General features: G+C 67.4%; 18 protein-coding genes. 9 read left to right on the forward strand and 9 right to left on the reverse strand.

What is annotated here, in order from left to right; all coding sequences use genetic code 11:
- Nucleotides 1-67 precede the first annotated feature (67 nt).
- The 6 genes from Q3A80_RS13810 to Q3A80_RS13835 are packed head-to-tail and all read left to right on the forward strand — an operon-like array spanning nt 68 to nt 7,102.
- Nucleotides 68-1,453, forward strand: coding sequence for an L-serine ammonia-lyase (locus Q3A80_RS13810; RefSeq protein ID WP_446329535.1), 1,386 nt, complete (start codon nt 68-70; stop codon nt 1,451-1,453).
- Between the two features lie 15 nt (nt 1,454-1,468).
- Nucleotides 1,469-2,713, forward strand: a complete 1,245-nt coding sequence (locus Q3A80_RS13815; RefSeq protein ID WP_446329536.1) for a sarcosine oxidase subunit beta family protein — start codon at nt 1,469-1,471, stop codon at nt 2,711-2,713.
- 25 nt (nt 2,714-2,738) lie between these two features.
- Nucleotides 2,739-3,038 (forward strand): sarcosine oxidase subunit delta, encoded by a 300-nt coding sequence (locus Q3A80_RS13820; RefSeq protein WP_011547035.1) that lies wholly within the window; start codon nt 2,739-2,741, stop codon nt 3,036-3,038.
- Complete coding sequence (locus tag Q3A80_RS13825) at nt 3,035-6,046, forward strand: sarcosine oxidase subunit alpha family protein (protein WP_446329537.1); 3,012 nt, start codon at nt 3,035-3,037, stop codon at nt 6,044-6,046. The genes Q3A80_RS13820 and Q3A80_RS13825 overlap by 4 nt, the downstream gene beginning before the upstream one ends.
- Nucleotides 6,036-6,665 carry a sarcosine oxidase subunit gamma gene (locus Q3A80_RS13830; protein ID WP_446329538.1) on the forward strand — a complete coding sequence of 210 codons (630 nt, stop codon included), beginning with the start codon at nt 6,036-6,038 and terminating at the stop codon, nt 6,663-6,665. The genes Q3A80_RS13825 and Q3A80_RS13830 overlap by 11 nt, the downstream gene beginning before the upstream one ends.
- Complete coding sequence (locus Q3A80_RS13835) at nt 6,662-7,102, forward strand: dihydroneopterin aldolase (protein WP_059452158.1); 441 nt, start codon at nt 6,662-6,664, stop codon at nt 7,100-7,102. The genes Q3A80_RS13830 and Q3A80_RS13835 overlap by 4 nt, the downstream gene beginning before the upstream one ends.
- A gap of 160 nt (nt 7,103-7,262) precedes the next feature.
- Here the strand turns inward: Q3A80_RS13835 and Q3A80_RS13840 are convergent, their stop codons facing one another.
- The 6 genes from Q3A80_RS13840 to osmF form a co-directional block, all read right to left on the reverse strand.
- Complete coding sequence (locus Q3A80_RS13840; RefSeq protein ID WP_446329539.1) at nt 7,263-7,931, reverse strand: lytic transglycosylase domain-containing protein; 669 nt, start codon at nt 7,929-7,931, stop codon at nt 7,263-7,265.
- 271 nt (nt 7,932-8,202) lie between these two features.
- Nucleotides 8,203-8,598 carry an NAD(+)--rifampin ADP-ribosyltransferase gene (gene arr / locus Q3A80_RS13845; RefSeq protein ID WP_446329540.1) on the reverse strand — a complete coding sequence of 132 codons (396 nt, stop codon included), beginning with the start codon at nt 8,596-8,598 and terminating at the stop codon, nt 8,203-8,205.
- A 32-nt stretch (nt 8,599-8,630) separates the two neighbouring features.
- Nucleotides 8,631-9,398 (reverse strand): ABC transporter permease, encoded by a 768-nt coding sequence (locus Q3A80_RS13850; protein WP_446329541.1) that lies wholly within the window; start codon nt 9,396-9,398, stop codon nt 8,631-8,633.
- Nucleotides 9,395-10,333, reverse strand: a complete 939-nt coding sequence (locus Q3A80_RS13855; RefSeq protein ID WP_446329542.1) for an ABC transporter ATP-binding protein — start codon at nt 10,331-10,333, stop codon at nt 9,395-9,397. The genes Q3A80_RS13850 and Q3A80_RS13855 overlap by 4 nt, the downstream gene beginning before the upstream one ends.
- Complete coding sequence (locus Q3A80_RS13860; protein ID WP_446329543.1) at nt 10,330-11,508, reverse strand: ABC transporter permease; 1,179 nt, start codon at nt 11,506-11,508, stop codon at nt 10,330-10,332. Before Q3A80_RS13860 ends, Q3A80_RS13855 begins: the two co-directional genes overlap by 4 nt.
- Complete coding sequence (gene osmF, locus Q3A80_RS13865; RefSeq protein WP_446329544.1) at nt 11,505-12,428, reverse strand: glycine betaine ABC transporter substrate-binding protein OsmF; 924 nt, start codon at nt 12,426-12,428, stop codon at nt 11,505-11,507. The genes Q3A80_RS13860 and osmF overlap by 4 nt, the downstream gene beginning before the upstream one ends.
- A gap of 166 nt (nt 12,429-12,594) precedes the next feature.
- Between osmF and Q3A80_RS13870 the strand changes: the two genes are divergently transcribed.
- Nucleotides 12,595-13,524 (forward strand): 2-hydroxyacid dehydrogenase, encoded by a 930-nt coding sequence (locus Q3A80_RS13870; RefSeq protein ID WP_446329545.1) that lies wholly within the window; start codon nt 12,595-12,597, stop codon nt 13,522-13,524.
- 305 nt (nt 13,525-13,829) lie between these two features.
- Here Q3A80_RS13870 and Q3A80_RS13875 read toward each other — a convergent pair whose 3' ends face one another.
- The 3 genes from Q3A80_RS13875 to Q3A80_RS13885 all read right to left on the reverse strand — a co-directional run bounded on the left by Q3A80_RS13875 (nt 13,830) and on the right by Q3A80_RS13885 (nt 16,736).
- Nucleotides 13,830-15,776, reverse strand: coding sequence for a Xaa-Pro dipeptidyl-peptidase (locus Q3A80_RS13875; protein WP_446329546.1), 1,947 nt, complete (start codon nt 15,774-15,776; stop codon nt 13,830-13,832).
- 406 nt (nt 15,777-16,182) lie between these two features.
- A complete protein-coding gene (locus tag Q3A80_RS13880; RefSeq protein ID WP_446329547.1) occupies nt 16,183-16,398 on the reverse strand; it encodes a hypothetical protein in 216 nt (71 codons plus the stop codon).
- Nucleotides 16,398-16,736, reverse strand: a complete 339-nt coding sequence (locus Q3A80_RS13885; protein WP_446329548.1) for a helix-turn-helix domain-containing protein — start codon at nt 16,734-16,736, stop codon at nt 16,398-16,400. The genes Q3A80_RS13880 and Q3A80_RS13885 overlap by 1 nt, the downstream gene beginning before the upstream one ends.
- Nucleotides 16,737-16,814: 78 nt before the next feature.
- Between Q3A80_RS13885 and Q3A80_RS13890 the strand changes: the two genes are divergently transcribed.
- Nucleotides 16,815-17,720, forward strand: a complete 906-nt coding sequence (locus Q3A80_RS13890) for a hypothetical protein (protein ID WP_446329549.1) — start codon at nt 16,815-16,817, stop codon at nt 17,718-17,720.
- A 250-nt stretch (nt 17,721-17,970) separates the two neighbouring features.
- Nucleotides 17,971-18,201, forward strand: coding sequence for a hypothetical protein (locus Q3A80_RS13895; protein WP_446329719.1), 231 nt, complete (start codon nt 17,971-17,973; stop codon nt 18,199-18,201).
- Nucleotides 18,202-18,344: the final 143 nt, after the last annotated feature.

The raw sequence follows: 18,344 nt of genomic DNA on the forward strand, positions 1-18,344 counted from the left end.
GCCAATTTTACGCTTTGATGTACTGATGCCAACGACATTTCACGTACGCCTACCCAGAGGAAGCCAGATGAACGTCAGCGCGTTCGACCTGTTCAAGATCGGTATCGGCCCGTCCAGTTCGCACACGGTCGGCCCGATGATCGCCGCCTGCCGTTTCGCGTCGCACATCGAGGACGCGAACCTGCTCGGCTTCGTGTGCCGCGTGCGGGTCGAACTATACGGCTCGCTCGGTGCAACGGGCAAGGGCCACGGCACCGACAAGGCGGTACTGCTCGGTCTCGAAGGCCATTTGCCCGACACGATCGATCCGGACCTGATCGAGCCGCGGCTCGCCGCGATCCGTACGGAGAAGTCGCTGTCGCTGCTCGGCAAGCAGACGATCCGCTTCGACGAGAAGGAGAACATCGGCTTCTACCGCAAGCTGATGAGCGGCACGAGCATCGTGCACCCGAACGGGATGCGCTTCCAGGCGTTCGACGAGCACGGTCAGCTGCTCGTCGAGAAAGAGTATTACTCGATCGGCGGCGGCTTCGTCGTGAACCGCGACGGCGATCGCGTGAACGGCGTGCGCGCGGCGGCCGACGTGCCGTATCCGTTCCGCACCGGCGACGACCTGATGCGCCAGTGCCGCGAACACGGGCTGTCGATCGCCGAAGTGATGCTGCGCAACGAATGCGCGCTGCGTCCCGAAGAAGAGGTGCGCGCCGGGCTGCTCGCGATCTGGCGCACGATGGCCGCATGCGTCGAGCGCGGCTGCAAGGTCGAGGGCGACCTGCCGGGCCCGATGCGCGTGAAGCGCCGCGCGGCCGAACTGAACGGGCGCCTGCGCGCGCGTTCGGAGGAGTCGCTGCGCGACCCGCTGTCGATGCTCGACTGGGTCAACCTGTATGCGATGGCCGTCAACGAAGAGAACGCGGCGGGCGGCCGCGTCGTCACCGCGCCCACCAACGGCGCGGCCGGTGTGATTCCCGCGGTGCTGCACTACTACGTGAAATTCGTGCCGGGCTCGAACGAAGCCGGCATCGTCGAATTCCTGCTGACGGCAGCGGCGATCGGGATCATCTACAAGGAAACCGCGTCGATCTCCGGCGCGGAAGTCGGTTGCCAGGGCGAAGTGGGCGTCGCGTGCTCGATGGCCGCGGCCGCGCTCGCCGCGGTGATGGGCGGCACGCCGGACCAGGTCGAGAACGCGGCCGAGATCGGCATGGAGCACAACCTCGGCATGACCTGCGACCCGGTCGGCGGGCTCGTGCAGATCCCGTGCATCGAACGCAACGCGATGGGTGCGATCAAGGCGCTGAACGCATCGCGGATGGCGCTCAAGGGTAACGGCCAGCATTACGTATCGCTCGATTCGGTCATCAAGACGATGCGCGAGACGGGTGCCGACATGAAGACGAAATACAAGGAAACGTCGCGCGGCGGTCTTGCCGTGAACGTCATCGAATGCTAACGAAGGATCACTAACATGAGCCGCTACTCGATATTCAGCCTGTTCCGCAACGGCCTCTCGTATCACGAGAACTGGGAAAAGCAGTGGAAGAGCCCGGAACCGAAGAAGGAATACGACGTCGTGATCGTCGGCGGCGGCGGCCACGGCCTCGCGACTGCCTACTATCTCGCGAAGGAGCACGGGATCACGAACGTCGCGATCCTCGAGAAGGGCTGGATCGGCGGCGGCAACACCGCGCGCAACACGACGATCGTCCGCTCGAACTACCTGTGGGACGAATCGGCCGCGCTGTACGAGAAGGCGATGAAGCTGTGGGAAGGGCTGTCGCAGGATCTCAACTACAACGTGATGTTCAGCCAGCGCGGCGTGATGAACCTCGCGCACACGCTGCAGGACGTGCGCGACACCGAGCGCCGCGTGAACGCGAACCGGTTGAACGGCGTCGACGCCGAATTCCTGACGCCCGCGCAGATCAAGGAAATCGAGCCGACGATCAACCTGAACAGCCGCTACCCGGTGCTCGGCGCATCGATCCAGCGCCGGGCGGGTGTCGCGCGTCACGACGCGGTGGCCTGGGGCTTCGCGCGCGGCGCCGACCGCGCCGGCGTCGACATCATCCAGAACTGCCAGGTGACGGGCATTCGCCGCGAAGGCGGCGCGGTGGTCGGCGTCGATACGGTGAAGGGCTTCATCAAGGCGAAGAAGGTCGCGGTGGTGGCCGCCGGCAACACGACGACGCTCGCCGACATGGCCGGCGTGCGCCTGCCGATCGAAAGCCACCCGCTGCAGGCGCTGGTGTCCGAGCCGATCAAGCCGGTGGTGAACTCGGTGATCATGTCCAACGCGGTGCACGCGTACATCAGCCAGTCCGACAAGGGCGACCTCGTGATCGGCGCCGGTATCGACCAGTACACGGGCTTCGGCCAGCGCGGCAGCTTCCACATCATCGAAAGCACGCTGGAGGCGATCGTCGAGATGTTCCCGGTGTTCTCGCGCGTGCGGATGAACCGCCAGTGGGGCGGCATCGTCGACGTGTCGCCGGACGCGTGCCCGATCATTACCAAGACCGACGTGAAGGGCCTGTATTTCAACTGCGGCTGGGGTACCGGCGGCTTCAAGGCGACGCCCGGCTCGGGCTGGGTGTTCGCGCACACGATCGCCCGCGACGAACCGCATCCGCTGAACGCGCCGTTTGCACTCGACCGCTTCTACACCGGCCACCTGATCGACGAACACGGCGCTGCCGCCGTCGCGCACTAACCCCCGCACTGAAGGAGAAACAAACATGTTGCTGATCGAATGTCCGTGGTGCGGGCCGCGCGCCGAATCCGAGTTCACGTGCGGCGGTGAAGCCGACATCGTGCGCCCGGTGGCGAACGAGACCATGACCGACCGCGAATGGGGCGAGTACGTGTTCATGCGCGAGAACAAGCGCGGGCTGCACAAGGAGCAATGGCTGCACACGCAGGGTTGCCGCCGCTGGTTCAAGGTGACGCGCGACACGGTCACCTACGATATCAAGGGCTACGAAAAGTTCGGTGGAGCATCTGCCGGCAACGCACACGAAGAGGGCACGAGCAAATGAGCCAGAAAGACCGCCTCGGCACCGGTGGCCGCATCAATCGCGCGATTCCGCTGACGTTCACGTTCAACGGCCGCACGTATCAGGGCTTCCAGGGCGACACGCTCGCATCCGCGCTGCTCGCGAACGGCGTGCACTTCGTCGCGCGCAGCTTCAAGTACCACCGTCCGCGCGGGATCGTGACGGCCGACGTCGCGGAACCGAATGCCGTCGTGCAGCTCGAGACCGGCCCGTACACGGTGCCGAACGCGCGCGCGACCGAAATCGAGCTGTACCAGGGCCTCGTCGCGACCAGCGTGAACGCGGAGCCGTCGCTCGAGAACGACAAGTACGCGATCAACCAGAAGCTGTCGCGCTTCATGCCGGCCGGCTTCTACTACAAGACCTTCATGTGGCCGCGCAACATGTGGCCGAAGTATGAGGAGAAGATCCGCGAGGCCGCCGGCCTCGGCAAGGCGCCCGAAGTGCTCGACGCCGATCGTTACGACAAATGCTACGCGCACTGCGACGTGCTCGTGGTCGGCGGTGGCCCGTCGGGCCTCGCCGCCGCGCATGCGGCCGCAACGGCTGGCGCACGCGTGATCCTCGTCGACGACCAGCGCGAGCTCGGCGGCAGCCTGCTGTCGTGCCGTGCCGAAATCGACGCGAAGCCGGCGCTGCAGTGGGTCGAGAAGATCGAGGCCGAACTGCGCAAGCTGCCCGACGTGACGATCCTGTCGCGCAGCACCGCATTCGGCTACCAGGACCACAACCTCGTGACGATCACGCAGCGCCTGACCGATCACCAGCCGGTGTCGATGCGCAAGGGCACGCGCGAGCTGCTGTGGAAGGTCCGTGCGAAGCGCGTGATTCTCGCGACCGGCGCGCACGAGCGTCCGATCGTGTTCGGCAACAACGACCTGCCGGGCGTGATGCTCGCGGGTGCGGTGTCCACCTACATACATCGCTACGGCGTGCTGCCGGGCCGCAACGTGGTCGTGTTCACGAACAACGACCGTGCGTACCAGACGGCGCTCGATCTGAAGGCGTGCGGCGCGAAGGTGACGGTCGTCGATTCGCGCGCGTCGTCGAACGGCGCGCTGCCCGCCGCCGCGAAGCGGCAGGGCGTGACGGTGATGAGCGGTGCGGTCGTGACGGCCGCTTCGGGCAAGTGGCGCGTATCGTCGGTCGACGTCGCGTCCTACTCGAACGGCCAGACGGGCGGCAAGCTGCAGTCGCTGCCGTGCGACCTCGTCGCGATGTCGGGCGGCTTCAGCCCGGTGCTGCACCTGTTCGCGCAGTCGGGCGGCAAGGCGTGCTGGAACGACGAGAAGGCGTGCTTCCTGCCGGGCAAGCCCGTGCAGGCCGAGGCGAGCGTCGGCGCGGCCGCGGGCGAGTTCGGTCTCGCACGTGCGCTGCGGCTCGCGGTCGACGCGGGCGCCGAAGCGGCGAAGGCCGCTGGCTTCGCGGCCGCGCAGCGCCCGGTCGCGCCGCAAGTGGCTGAAACGGTCGAAGGCGCGCTGCAGCCGTTGTGGCTGGTCGGCAGCCGCGAAGCTGCGCCGCGCGGTCCGAAGCAGTTCGTCGACTTCCAGAACGACGTGGCTGCCGCGGACATCCTGCTGGCCGCACGCGAAGGCTTCGAGTCGGTCGAGCACGTGAAGCGCTATACCGCGATGGGCTTCGGTACCGACCAGGGCAAGCTCGGCAACATCAACGGGATGGCGATCCTCGCGCAGGCGCTTGGCAAGACGATTCCGGAAACGGGCACGACGACGTTCCGCCCGAACTACACCCCGGTGTCGTTCGGCACGTTCGCCGGCCGCGAGACGGGCGACTTCCTCGACCCGATCCGCAAGACGGCCGTGCACGAGTGGCACGTCGAGCACGGCGCGATGTTCGAGGACGTCGGCAACTGGAAGCGGCCGTGGTATTTCCCGAAGAACGGCGAGGATCTCCATGCGGCCGTGAAGCGCGAATGCCTCGCGGTGCGCAACAGCGTCGGCATCCTCGACGCGTCGACGCTCGGCAAGATCGACATCCAGGGCCCGGACGCCGTGAAGCTGCTGAACTGGATGTACACGAACCCGTGGAACAAGCTCGAAGTCGGCAAGTGCCGCTACGGGCTGATGCTCGACGAAAACGGGATGGTGTTCGACGACGGCGTGACGGTGCGCCTTGCCGACCAGCATTTCATGATGACGACGACGACCGGCGGCGCGGCGCGCGTGCTCACGTGGCTCGAGCGCTGGCTGCAGACCGAGTGGCCGGACATGAAGGTGCGGCTCGCGTCCGTCACCGATCACTGGGCGACGTTCGCGGTGGTCGGCCCGAAGAGCCGCAAGGTCGTGCAGAAGGTGTGCCAGGACATCGACTTCGGCAACGACGCGTTCCCGTTCATGAGCTACCGGAACGGCACCGTCGCGGGCGTGAAGGCGCGCGTGATGCGGATCAGCTTCTCGGGCGAGCTCGCATATGAAGTGAACGTGCCGGCGAACGCGGGGCGCGCGGTGTGGGAAGCGCTGATGGCGGCCGGTGCCGAGTTCGACATCACGCCGTACGGCACGGAAACGATGCACGTGCTGCGTGCGGAGAAGGGCTACATCATCGTCGGCCAGGATACGGACGGCTCGATCACGCCGTACGACCTCGGGATGGGCGGGCTCGTCGCAAAGTCGAAGGACTTCCTCGGCAAGCGGTCGCTGTCGCGTTCGGATACCGCGAAGGAGGGCCGCAAGCAGTTCGTCGGCCTGCTGACCGAAGACGAACAGTTCGTGCTGCCGGAAGGCGCGCAGATCATCGCGAAGGACACGCAGGTGTCGACGGTCGATCCGACGCCGATGCTCGGCCACGTGACGTCGAGTTATTACAGCCCGATCCTGAAGCGCTCGATCGCGCTCGCGGTGGTCAAGGGCGGCCTGAACAAGATGGGCGAGAGCGTCGTGATTCCGCTGGCCAACGGCAAGCGCATCACCGCGAAGATCTCGAGCCCGGTTTTCTACGATACCGAAGGGGTGCGCCAGCATGTGGAATGAAACGAGAAACCAGACGCCGGTGGCGGGCGCAGGCGTGACGCTTGAATCGCCGTTCGTCGGCGCGGCCGATGTGCTGAAGCAGCACCAGGCGCGCGCCTCGAAGAAGTTCATGCTGCGCGAGCGGCCGTTCCTCGATCTCGTGAACGTGCGCGGCGAGCTGAGCGACCCGGCATTCGTCAGCGCGTTCGAGCGCGTGGTCGGCTGCCGGCCGCCGGCGGTGCCGAACACGGTTGCGCGCGGCGCCGAGTACGACGTGCTGTGGCTCGGTCCCGACGAGTGGCTCGTGCGCTCGAACGGCCCCGTGCAGGCGGGCGTGCTGGAGGAGCAGCTTGCCGCGGCCGTGCAGGGTTCGTATGCGGCGGCAGTCGACGTCGGCAGCGGCTACACGGTGGTCGAGGTCAGCGGCGAACGCGTGCGCGACGTGATCGCGCGCGGCTGTCCGCTCGATCTGCATCCGCGCGTGTTCAAGCCGGGCCAGTGCGCGCAGTCGCACTACTTCAAGTCGCCGATCACGCTGATCCCGACCGGCGACGATTCGTTCGAGATCGTCCTGCGCCGCAGCTTCGCCGACTATTTCGTGCGCATCATGCTCGACGCCGCGGCACCGCTCGCATCATGAAGCCGTTCGACGAACCGTTCGTGGCGATCGACGCGCCGCGCCTGCGCGGGCGTGGCTGGAGCGTGTTCGTCGACGAACTGAAGGTGCCCGCGCGGATCGGCATCCACGCGCACGAGCACGAGGCGCCGCAGCCGATCGTGATCGATGCGCGGCTCGGCTATCGGTGCGAGCCGAGCGAGCAGGGCGAGTGGATCGATTACGACGGGTACTGCGCGCGCGTCGCGTCATTCCTGTCGCACAAGCCGCATACGCGGCTGCTCGAAACGCTCGTCGCCGATCTCGCGGTGATGTCGTTCCGCGAATGGCCGGCGCTGGAGTCGCTGACGCTGTCGATGTACAAGCCGAAGATCCGGCCGGGGACGAAGCGCGTCGGCGTGTCGCTCGACTGGACGCGCGGGGATTACCTGCGGTGGACGGGGGCGGCGGGGCAGTTGTGATTCGGTGGAGCCCGGTCGGGTGATCCGAGGGAAGACCGGACGGCGGCGCGCAAGCGTCGCCGTTTTGCTTTCGATTGCCGGAGCATCGGAACGATGACGCGTGCAGTCTGTCGATCGATGCCGCCGGCGCCTGCCGTTGATCGCCCGCCGCGTCGTGTGCTTACTTAACGTTTCGGTTCGCGGCGGGCGCCGCGGCCGACGGATCGCTGACGGGCACCATGCGCGCCTTTGCATCATTCGTGGTGTTCGCGCCGTCTTCCGGTTCGAGCACGAACCGGAACGCGTCGACCCGCTGCATCACCTTCGCCGCATACGCGTTCGACCCGCCGTAGCTCTTCAGCCCCGCCTGCACGTTGCCGCCGGCCGCCTTCACGTAGCCCGACAGGATCTTCGAGCCGGCTTCGACGTTCGCATTCGGTTCGGTCAGGTCCTTCACGTTGCGCAGCATGCCGCGGTGCGCGGACGGCACGACCTGCATCAGCCCGGTCGCGCCATGCTGGCCGCGCGCCTTTTCCTGGAAGCGCGATTCGATCGAGATAATCGCGTAAACGAGTGCCGGAGGCAGCGAATATTTCGTCGCAGTAACGTTCACGATATCGGCGAGCTTTGCGGCCTTTTCCTTCGCGACACCGAATTTTTTCGTCAGGTAGGACGTGATGCGGCGGTTTTCTTCGTTGGGCTGATCGTTCGCGAGCGGCGCGGAGGCCGCGGCCGGCGCGGAGGCGGCCGCTTCGGGCGCGGACGCAGGCAGTGCGGGCGCCTGCTGCGCCGAGGCCTGTTGCGCAATGCCGAGCGAAAGCACGATCAGCCAGAAAAACCGTCGTCGCATGGTCGAGTGCGGGGAAATGGAAGGCGCATAGTATATCGGCCAATCGGCGCTGGCGGTCGAGCGCCGGCTCGAATGAAAGCCGCGTGTAGGCTTGTTGCGTTCGCAATGGTGCGCGAGCCGATCGTTGCACGCACACGCATCGCAGTCCGGACAAAAATGGCGTTTTCGTCACTTTCTGCGAGGCTTCGGCCGTATCGCTGGAATGGCGTCGGGCTGCCTGCTCCACTTCTCATGCGGGTCAGGCTCCGTTCGAGAATCGGCGGACGCAATGCTAGTTGATGATTTCGCCCATGCCGGTTTCGACGCGGATTCTGAGCTGCGCGATGAACTCCGGGTCGTAGGGTTCCCAGCTATCGAGTTCGCCGACGATCTTCAAGGGCAGGGTGCTTCGATACGATCGCGTGGGATTGCCCGGGAATTTCTTGTCCGTCACGTTCGGGTCGTGTTCGAACTCCCCGGTCGGCTCGACGATGTACACGCGTGGCTTGCCGTCGCCTTTCGCCATTTCCGCGGCAAGGCCCGCGCCTTTGGGCAGCGCGGTGAAATACACATGATTCATCACGACGTCGTCCCGATAATTCGACCGGAAGCCGGCGGTCAGCAAGTCGCCGATCCGCAAATCCGCTTTCGTGCCATGAAAAAACGGGCCGGTGTCCAGAACAGCCATGGTCGCTCCTTCGCCAGATTCCGCGGCGGCTTCTAAGCGCGCCGTGCGCTCACTGCCCGCCCGAGCGCGCCGATCGTATCGCTGACCAGCACCGCGAGCAGCCCGACGATCACGCCGCCTTGCAGCACGAACGCGGTGTTCGACGTCTGCAGCCCCGCGATGATCACGTCGCCGAGCCCGCGTGCGGCGACGGTCGAGCCGATCGTCGCGGTGCCGAGATTGATCACGACCGCGAGCCGGATCCCGTTCACGATCACCGGCAGCGCGAGCGGCAGCTCGACCGACAGCAGTTGCTGCCAGCCGCTCATCCCCATCCCGCGCGCGGCTTCGACGACGTCGCGCGGCACGTCTTCGAGCCCCGCGATCGTGCTTTCGAAGATCGGCAGGAGTCCATACAGGACGAGCGCGATCAGCACGGGCTTCAACCCGAAGCCGACGGCCGACACCGCGAGCGCGAGCACCGCGACCGGCGGAAAGGTCTGACCGATATCGACGACGCTGCGCGCGACCGGCAGGAAATCCGCGCCGGCCGGCCGCGTGACCGCGATGCCGGCGGCGACCGCGACCAGCGTGCCGATCAGGCTCGACAGCGCGACGGTGCCGAGATGCGCGAGCGTGAGATCGAGCAGGCTCGTGCGATCGTAGATGACGGGCGCGCCGTTGTCCGCGAACGGCGCGAACAGCCCCTGCAGCCACGCGGGGCGCAACAGCAGCACGAGCAGCAGCGCGAGCGCGGCGGCGCGCGCGACATACGCCGGCAGCCGCTGCGGCAGCGTCGAACGCGCGGGCCGCGCCGTCATGCGGGCTGCCTCGCGTGCGCGCGGATCGCATCGAGCGTGATGCGGCGTGCAGCGTGTCCGTTGCCGTCGGCGACCGGCAATGCGTCGACCCCGCGCCACAGCAGCTCGGACACCGCGTCGCGCAGCGTGCGCGTCGCGGCGATCGGCTCGCCATCGGCGCGACCGGGTTCGGCCACCGTGTCGATCGGCGTCAGCGCGAGCAGGCGCAGCGGCCGGTCGACGCCGGCGACGAGTTGTTCGACGACGCCGGGCGCCGGCTTGCCGAGAATCTCGGCCGGCGACGCGACCTGCAGCAGGCGGCCGCCGTCCATCACCGCGATCGTGTCGCCGAGCTTCAGCGCTTCCTCGATGTCGTGCGTGACGATCACGACCGTGATGCCGAGGCGGCGCTGCAACGCGTACAGATCGTCCTGCGCCTTGTTGCGGATGATCGGATCGAGCGCACCGAACGGCTCGTCCATCAGCAGCATCGCGGGCTCGGCCGCGAGCGCGCGCGCGACGCCGACGCGCTGCTGCTGTCCGCCGGACAGTTCGTGCGGCAGCTTGTCCGCGAATTCGGCGGGACTGAGGTGAAACAGGTCGAGCAGTTCGCGCACGCGTGCGTCGATGCGCTGCGCCGGCCAGCCGAGCAGGCGCGGCACGGTCGCGATATTGCGTGCGACGCTCCAGTGCGGAAACAGGCCGTGCCCCTGGATCACGTAGCCGATGCGCCGCCGCAGTTGCTCCGGCGGCACGCTCGCGGTATCGACGCCGTCGATGCGGATCGTGCCGCCGGTCGGTGCGATCAGCCGGTTGATCATCCGCAGCAGCGTCGACTTGCCGCTGCCCGACGCGCCGACGAGCGCGGTGATCGTGCCTTGCTTCATCGTCATCGACACGTCGTCGACCGCGACGATATCGCCGAAGCGTTTGCCGATGCGTTCGATCTCGATCATGCGGTGCGTCCTTTCGCGAGCGTGGTCGCGGCTTCGAACACGACGGCGGCCGCCAGCGCCAGCGCGATGGTGGGAATCGCGCCGAGCAGCACGAGATCGGCGGCCGATTGCCCGATCCCCTGGAAGATGAAGGTGCCGAAGCCGCCGCCGCCGATCAGTGCGGCGACCGCGGTCAGGCCGATGTTCTGCACGAGCACGATGCGCACGCCGCTCAGGATCACCGGCAGCGCGAGCACGAGGTCGACGCACAGCAGCCGTTGCACGCGCGTCATCCCCATCGCGCGTGCTGCTTCGGTCACGTGCGACGGCACCTGCTCGAGCCCGACCACGACGCTCGACGCGATCGGCAGCAGCGAGTAGAGAAACAGCGCGAGCACCGCGGGTGCGACGCCGATCCCGCGAATGCCGAGCGCGGCCGCGAGCGGCACGTGTGCGGCAAGCAGGCCGAGCGGCGCCATCATCAGCCCGTACATCGCGATGCTCGGGATCGTCTGCACGATATTGAGCACCGGCATCACGACGGTGCGCAACGGAGCGATCCGTGCGCATGCGATGCCGAGCGGCAGGCCGGCGACCAGCGCGGCCGCGACCGAGCCGCCCGCGAGCGACACGTGCCGGATTGCCTCGCGCCAGAAGTCGTCGCTGCGCACCGCGTATTCGCGCATCACGGACAGCCCGTCCCACCAGCCGCTCGCGAGCGGCAGCGAAATCGCCGCCATCGCGACGACGAGCGCGACGAGGCGTCGCCATGGGCCGAATGCGAGCCGCGCGAGCGCGTCCGCGACGAGCACCGCCCAGGCGAACAGCAGCAGCCACACGCCGGCCGCGGGCGACACGCGCGCGAGCATGTCGTCGGGTGCCACGACGTGCGCCGCTGCCGCGCCGACCGCATACGCAAGCGTCGCGAGCCACGTGCAGCCGGCCGCGAGCCGCCAGCCGGGGCGGCTCGCCGTCATCGCCCACAGCGCGCCGGCGATCCACAGCGCGGCGAGCGGCGCACCCTGCATCGCCGGTAGCGCCGCGAACATCGACAGCCCGGTGCCGGCCGCGATCCGGTTCGGGCGCAGCACCATGAACGGCATCGCGAACACCGCAGCGATCGTCAGCACACCGATCAGGATGCCGACCTTGTCGAGCGTGATGCGCCGCGCGGACGCCACCGCGCGACTCGTCACTTCACGAAACCCTTCGACTTCAGGTAGCTCTTCGCGACGCCGGCCGCCGGCTCGCCGTTGATCTGGATGCGCGCGTTCAGCATCTGCAGCGTCTTCAGGTCGAGGCTCGCGAACACGGGCTTCAGGTAGTCGGCGATTTGCGGATGCGCTTTCAGCACGGTTTCGCGAATCACCGGCGTCGGCGCATAGACGGGTTGCACGTGCTTGTCGTCGTCGAGCACGACGAGGCCGCTCGAGGAAATCCCGCCGTCGGTGCCGTACACCATCGCCGCGTTCACGCCGTCGGTCTGGTTCGCGGCAGCCTTGATCGTCGCGGCCGTGTCGCCGCCCGACAGCACGACAAGCTGGTCGGGTTTCAGCTTGAAGCCGTATGCCTTCTCGAACGACGGCAGCGCCGATGCGCTGTTCACGAATTCGGCCGATGCGGCGAGCTTCAGCTTGCCGCCGCCTGCGACCCACTTGCCGAAATCGGAGAAGGTCTTCAGATGCTGGGATTGCGCGACCTGGGCGAGCACGGCGACGCCCCACGTATTGTTCGCGGGCGCCGGCGCAAGCCATACCAGATGGTTGGCCGCGTAGTCGAGCTTCTTCGCGGTCTCGTAGCCCTCGCTCGCGTTCTTCCACACGGGATCGTCGGCCTTGTTGAAGAAGAATGCGGCGTTGCCCGTGTATTCGGGGTAGATGTCGATCTCGCCGCTCGTCAGCGCCTTGCGCACGATCGGCGTCGCGCCGAGCGCGATCTTTTCGGTGACGGGGATGCCGTGGGCCTTCAGCACCTGCGCGATGACGTTGCCGAGCAGGTTGCCTTCGGTGTCGATCTTCGACGACACGACGACGGGGGTATCGGCGTGCGCGCCGGAGGCGACGACGGCGGCGGCGAACGCGAAGCCCAGGATTCGGGCGGGCAGGGCGAGCTTCATCTGGGCCAATCTCCAGAACGGGGACGTACGGCGAAAGTTACTTGAGTGAACCGGCTTTGGCAAACCGCGTGCGGCGGCCCGTCCACAGCGCGCGTGAGGATAACCTGCGCGCGTCACACGCCGTTGTTACACTGGAACGCATTCCCGCCTGCGGACGCTTGCTGACATGAAGCCCGAACTGCTGCTCCTGATCGCGCTGCGCGGCGACGCGCACCGCCAGATTGCCGCGTCGTACGACGTGCACCATGCGCCCACCGCCGACGAACGCGAGCACGCGATCGCCGCGCACGGCCGAACGATTCGCGCGGTGCTCACCAACGGCAGCACGGGGTTGACCGCCGCCGATATCGATCGTCTGCCGCAGCTGACATTTGTCAGCGCGCTCGGCGCCGGCTACGAGCACATCGATGTCGCGCATGCGAAGGCGCGCGGCATCACCGTGGTCACGGGCGCGGGCACCAACGACGATTGCGTCGCCGATCACGCGTTTGCGCTGCTGCTCGCCGCGGTGCGCAACGTCGTGCAGCTCGATGCAAAGACCCGTGCGGGCGTATGGCGCGAAGGACTGCCGATGCCGCCGAACGTGTCGGGCAAGAAGCTCGGCATCGTCGGGCTCGGCAAGATCGGCGAGAAATGCGCGCGTCGCGCGGCCGGCTTCGATATCGAAATCGGGTATCACAATCGCGCGGCGAAACCCGTGCCGTATCGCTATTTCGAACGCGTCGACGCGCTCGCGCAATGGGCCGATTTCCTGCTCGTCGCGACGCCGGGCGGCGCGGGCACGCGCCATCTGATCGACCGCGCGGTGCTCGATGCGCTGGGCCCCGGCGGTTTTCTCGTGAACGTGTCGCGCGGCAGCGTTGTCGATACCGCTGCTCTGGCGGATGCGCTGCGTGAGCGCCGCATCGCGGGTGCGGCGCTCGACGTGTACGAAGGCGAGCCCGAACCGCCGCGCACGCTGACGGACCTCGACAATGTCGTGCTGACGCCGCACATGGGCGGCTGGTCGCCGGAGGCGCTCGATCGTTCGGTACAGCAGTTTCTCGACAATGCCGCGCGGCATTTCGCGGGGGAGCCGGTGCTGACGCCGCTGTAAACGAAAGGCGAACCGGCTTTATTCGCGGTCGCCGGGCGAAAGCGAGAAAAAATTGCGTCGCGCCCGCCATTCAGAGCTGAAATTTCGGTCGGGCTGAAATAACCTTTCACTCCATGCGCTCCGGCCGTTGCCGCGCCCGTGCCGTTCGTGGAGACGATCGGTTGCCGGGTCACGTAATCGTGTTGTCCAAGAAGCACGGCGCCACGCGACGGCGAAGCAGCGTCGCGCGGCGCCTGCCGCTCGTACCGCGCGGCACCGGACGCGTGCGATCGTTCGCGATCGCACGCGCATCGCGCCGAGCGCGCTCAGGACGAAACGAGCGGCACCGTCACCGACGTTCCTGCCGGATCGAGCGCGAGCCCCGTGCCCGGCGTCGGCCGCAGTGTCGCCTCGTTGTCGCTCGACAGCACGACGAGACCGAGCTTGTGGCCCGCTTCGAGCTTGTAGTCGCGCGGCATGAAGGTCAGCTTCAGGTCATACGGCATCCCCGGCAGCACGGATTCCGAGAACCAGTCCGACACGCGATTGCGCGGATCGGTCCATGCGCGCGTGACGATCGTCGCGGTGCCGTCCGGTGCGCGGTCGACCAGCAGCGCCGTCACGTTCGCGACGCCGGTGAACGTCAGCCGCACGCGTGCGGTCGCGGTGCCGGACAGACGCGTCGCGGTCGCGAACGGCGCAGTCTCGAAGCGGCTGCGATGCTCGCCGGTCGTCGCGTTCGCCAGCGTGAGCGCCGGAATCGTCGCATCGTCGGTGAAGCGCGCAAGCGGGCCGCCGCTCGGCGTCCGCAACAGCGTGCCCGTGCTGGCGCCGTCGCCGCCGGCGAAATACGCGACCGGCGTCGCGCGCCGCGCGGCCCAGTCCGTTTCCTTCAGCAGCGTGCCGTCCGCCTGCTCGACCACCGCGCGCGGATCGCTTTCGACGCCATTGTCGATGCCGATCAGGTAGCGCGTGAACCAGCGGTTCACCTCGGCGGTCCACGCATCGGCCATCGCGGGCACGCGGGTCGGGTCGGTGTGCTTCAGCCGATGCAGCCACAGCTGCGTCGGCACGCGCTGGCGCCGCATCGCGAGATACCACGACGTCGACTGGTCGACGCGCACGTTGTCGTCGGTCAGCCCCTGCGCGACGAGCGCCGGCGCGACCGCACGGGCGGTCGGAATGTCGCGCGCGGCCCAGAACGGCGAATAGTCGCCCGTCTTGCGGTCTTCCTGCTGCAGCGCTTCGTCGACCAGGTGCGTGCAGCGCTCCGGATGCGCATTCGTCAGCAGCGCCTTGATATAGACGTCGACGTCCTCGCCCTGATAGCCCTCCGGCGCACGCACGAGGCCGCCCGAGCGGTAGTAGCCATACATGTTCGACAGCCCGGCGACCGGCACGATCGCATCGAGCCCGCGCGTGCGCAGGCTCGCGACCATCTTCGGCAGCGTGCCGTCGTACGACACGCCGTACATGCCGACGTGGCCCGTCGACCAGCTCGCGACGACCGCCTTGCCGCTCGCATCCTTCGCGGTCGCGTCGCGGCCGAGCCAGCGAATCACCGACGCCATCGCGACGGATTCGTCGCGCGTGAGGATCGTCGGGCAACCGTCGGAGCCGGCGGTGCCGAGCGAATCCGCGTAGACGATCGTGAAGCCGCGCGGGATGAAATAGCTTTCGATCCATGAGCGGCCGGCCGCCGCGGCTTCGAGCTGCTGCAGCATCCGGACTTGCGGCGCGGCGGCCATCGCGCGCGCGGATGCGCCGCCGGCGGCGGCTGCGGTTGCGACGGGATGCGGCGTGCCGTCGAGTTCGACGTCGACGTCGTGGTTCGGGCTGTCGGCGAGCCCCGCGTAGTACGGGCTCGCGAGCACGATGACCGGCGTACGTGCGCCGCTGGCGGTTTCGGACGGGCGCACGATGCGCACGTGAATCCGGTCTTTCGTGCCGTCGCCGTCGGAATCGACCGGCGTGTCGACCCACGCGTTTTCCTCGATCGTGCCGCCCGACAGCGAGGGCTGCACCTGGCCGTTGCTGATCACCGGCTTGTAGCGGCCGCCGCTGGCGGGGTTCGCGTACGGGACGCCGGACGGCGACACGCGTCGTTGCGCGGCGCTATCGGCCTGTTGATCCTGAGCTTCGCCTTGAGCTTGCGCGAGCGCTGACACACCGGCCACGCTGCCGCCGTCATCGCCGCCGCACGCGGCGAGCGTCGCGGCTGCGACGAGCGCGGGTAGCCATGCGCGACGCGATCCTCTGACATGAATTTGCATTGCCGACCTCGTTCTTTTGATTGTGTGAATGCGACCGTTCCGCGATACGCCCCCTGCGGGCCGGGCCGATTGCTGCATGCGACGAAGACCAAACTGCACCATCGGAACAACGCCGGGCGACATGCCCGGCCAAAGCGGCAGCGCGGCATCGCAGTTCATGCAGGACTGCGAATCAAATGGGTGCATGCCGCACATCCTTCCAGATGAAACGGAACGACATCGTTCGATGAGGCGGGGATGTTGCGAGCTGCTGTGCTGCGCTGCGGAAACACACGACGCGACGCGCGTGCGGCGACGGAATGAAACGGATCGGCGGTTTCGGCCGCGCCGCGCATCGTGATGGCTTGCCGGTCGGCGTTTGCTTTCCGGAAGCTTGCGCAAAAGTTATCTCAGGGAAAACGGCGTGTCAAACTTTTTTAACTGACAGCAAACAAGTTTCGACGCGTGGGCGACGCAGGCCACGCGGCAGGTTCGTGCCGTGCCTGTTCGGCGGCGCGCTCGCCGCCGTTTTGTGACCGATCGTCGGCCGCCAATGCAAAACGGGCGATCGCGAATCGTATTCGCCACCGCCCGCTTGTCCGATGCCTTCAGCTTCGTTCGATTCGTCGACGCTGCTTGCCATCACCCGTCATCCGCCTTTGCCTGCAGATCCTTCAGCCCCTGGATCACGACCAGCAGCGCGCGCCCGTGCTCGTCCGAGCCGTCCCACGCGTCGACGATCGCATCGCGCAGCAGGTCGTTGTAGCGGCGGCGTGCCGGGCCGGTATCGACGCCATAGAAACTGCATAGCTTGTTGAATGGTGCGCTGCGCCGCAGGCGGCGCCCGTTCGACAGTCGCAGGCGCGACACCGTCGGCTGGCTGACGCCGGAAAGGCGCGCGATTTCGCTGGACGAGCGCGTGTCCGCCAGCAGACGGCGTAACAGGTCTTGTACAGGAAAATCGTGGTCCGGGGCTTCCATGCGATGCATTATACCTATACAGTTACGGTTGTTGAATGGGCTTGCTGTCAGCAGCGAGGCTGTATTCCGAGAAAGTTGATGACACTGAAACACCTCCCTCCCACGTTCTGCTGGACGAAGATCGGTACCGAGTCCGGCGAGGAACTGCCGACCGTCGTGCTCCGCAAGGAATGGGAGCGCCGGCTCGGGGGCGGGCGTTTTCTGTGGGGCATCAGCCAGCCGCTCGGCAGCAGCGCGCAAGTCGCCGCGCATCGCACGGGCTCGCTGCTCGCGCTGTTCTCGCCGGTTGCGTCGCGCACGCGGCCCGGCGAGCGCAAGCGCGAGGACGCGCTGCTGTGGAACGCATGGGTGGACGCGAGCGGCCAGGTGCGGCCGCTGCCGCCGCACACGTTCATCGCGAGCCGCGCGACGCTGCCGTCGGGCCGGCGCCGCGAGCAGCACTACGCGCTGGTTTGCGCTTCGTCCACCGCGCTGACGGTCGGCACCCAACTGCGCGTGTTCCCCGATCACCTGCGCAGTGTGAGCACCGGCAGGCCGCTCGGCGTTGCGCAGGGCGCGGCCGTGGTCGACTGCATCGGGCGTGCGAAGGAACAAACGGGCAGGAGCTATCCGCTCGCGCTGTCGGTCGAGCTCGAAGCGCCGTATTTCGTGCGGCTCGCGCAGCCGTGCGTGCTGAAGGCGCGCGATCTCGCCGACGTGAACAAGGCGACGCGCGCCGGCGATTTCGATCGCTTCGTCGAACTGGTCGCGCGCTTGCGCGGCCAGTCGCCGACGGATGCGGTGCGCGGTGTCACGCGCGATCTGTTCGACGTGCCGCCGATCGAAACGGCGGCCGCCTATGTCGCGCCCGCGCATGTCGCGCGGCTGCGCAGCCGTCCCGCCGCAGAGCATCCGGCCGAACTTACCGGCGATCTGTTCGATCTGTCGCCCGGCGAAGCGGCCGCGTTCGGCGGTCTCGCGCATCCGCGCGTCGGCCGCGCATGACGTTCGCGCCGCCGACGTGCGGCGCGTGATGTGAAGCCGCGCAGCCGAACGCGCATGCAGCGGCGCGCAAGAATTTGTTGCAATCTCGCCGTAGCGGATCGGCGGGTGTGGAGCGACAATCGCGACGAAGCGCGCTGCACGGCGATCGTGCGTCGGCAGGCTGCCTGTCGTCGTTCACGCCGCCGACATGCGCACCACGCACACTGAGCGTCGGCTTGCTTCACACAGCAACCCTGAGGGAGAAGTGTCGATGTCGACCCACATCTGTTCGCGGGAAGCCCGGGCCGCACAACGCTTCGTCGAAGCGACGCGCAACGTCGATCAGGCGTTTCGCGCCGTTCGCGGCGAGGGCGATGACGACATCTCGTCGGCCGAATATGCACGCGCGATGTCGCGTCTGGATCACGCGCTCGACGAACTGGCGCGTGCGCAGGAATTCTTCGATCGCGTGGTGAGCGCCGACGCGGCGCGCGGCAACTGAACTGACGTCGCGGTTGCTGCGTTTGCTTGCGCGGCCGCCGTTGTCTTTTTTTCGTATCGTTTTTACGCCGCATCGCGCGACGTTCGACGCACGGAGAATAGTGTCGGGCACGTCGTTCATGCATCGTCCGCCGACGAGCGATC

This window comes from Burkholderia sp. SR8, assembly GCF_052851275.1.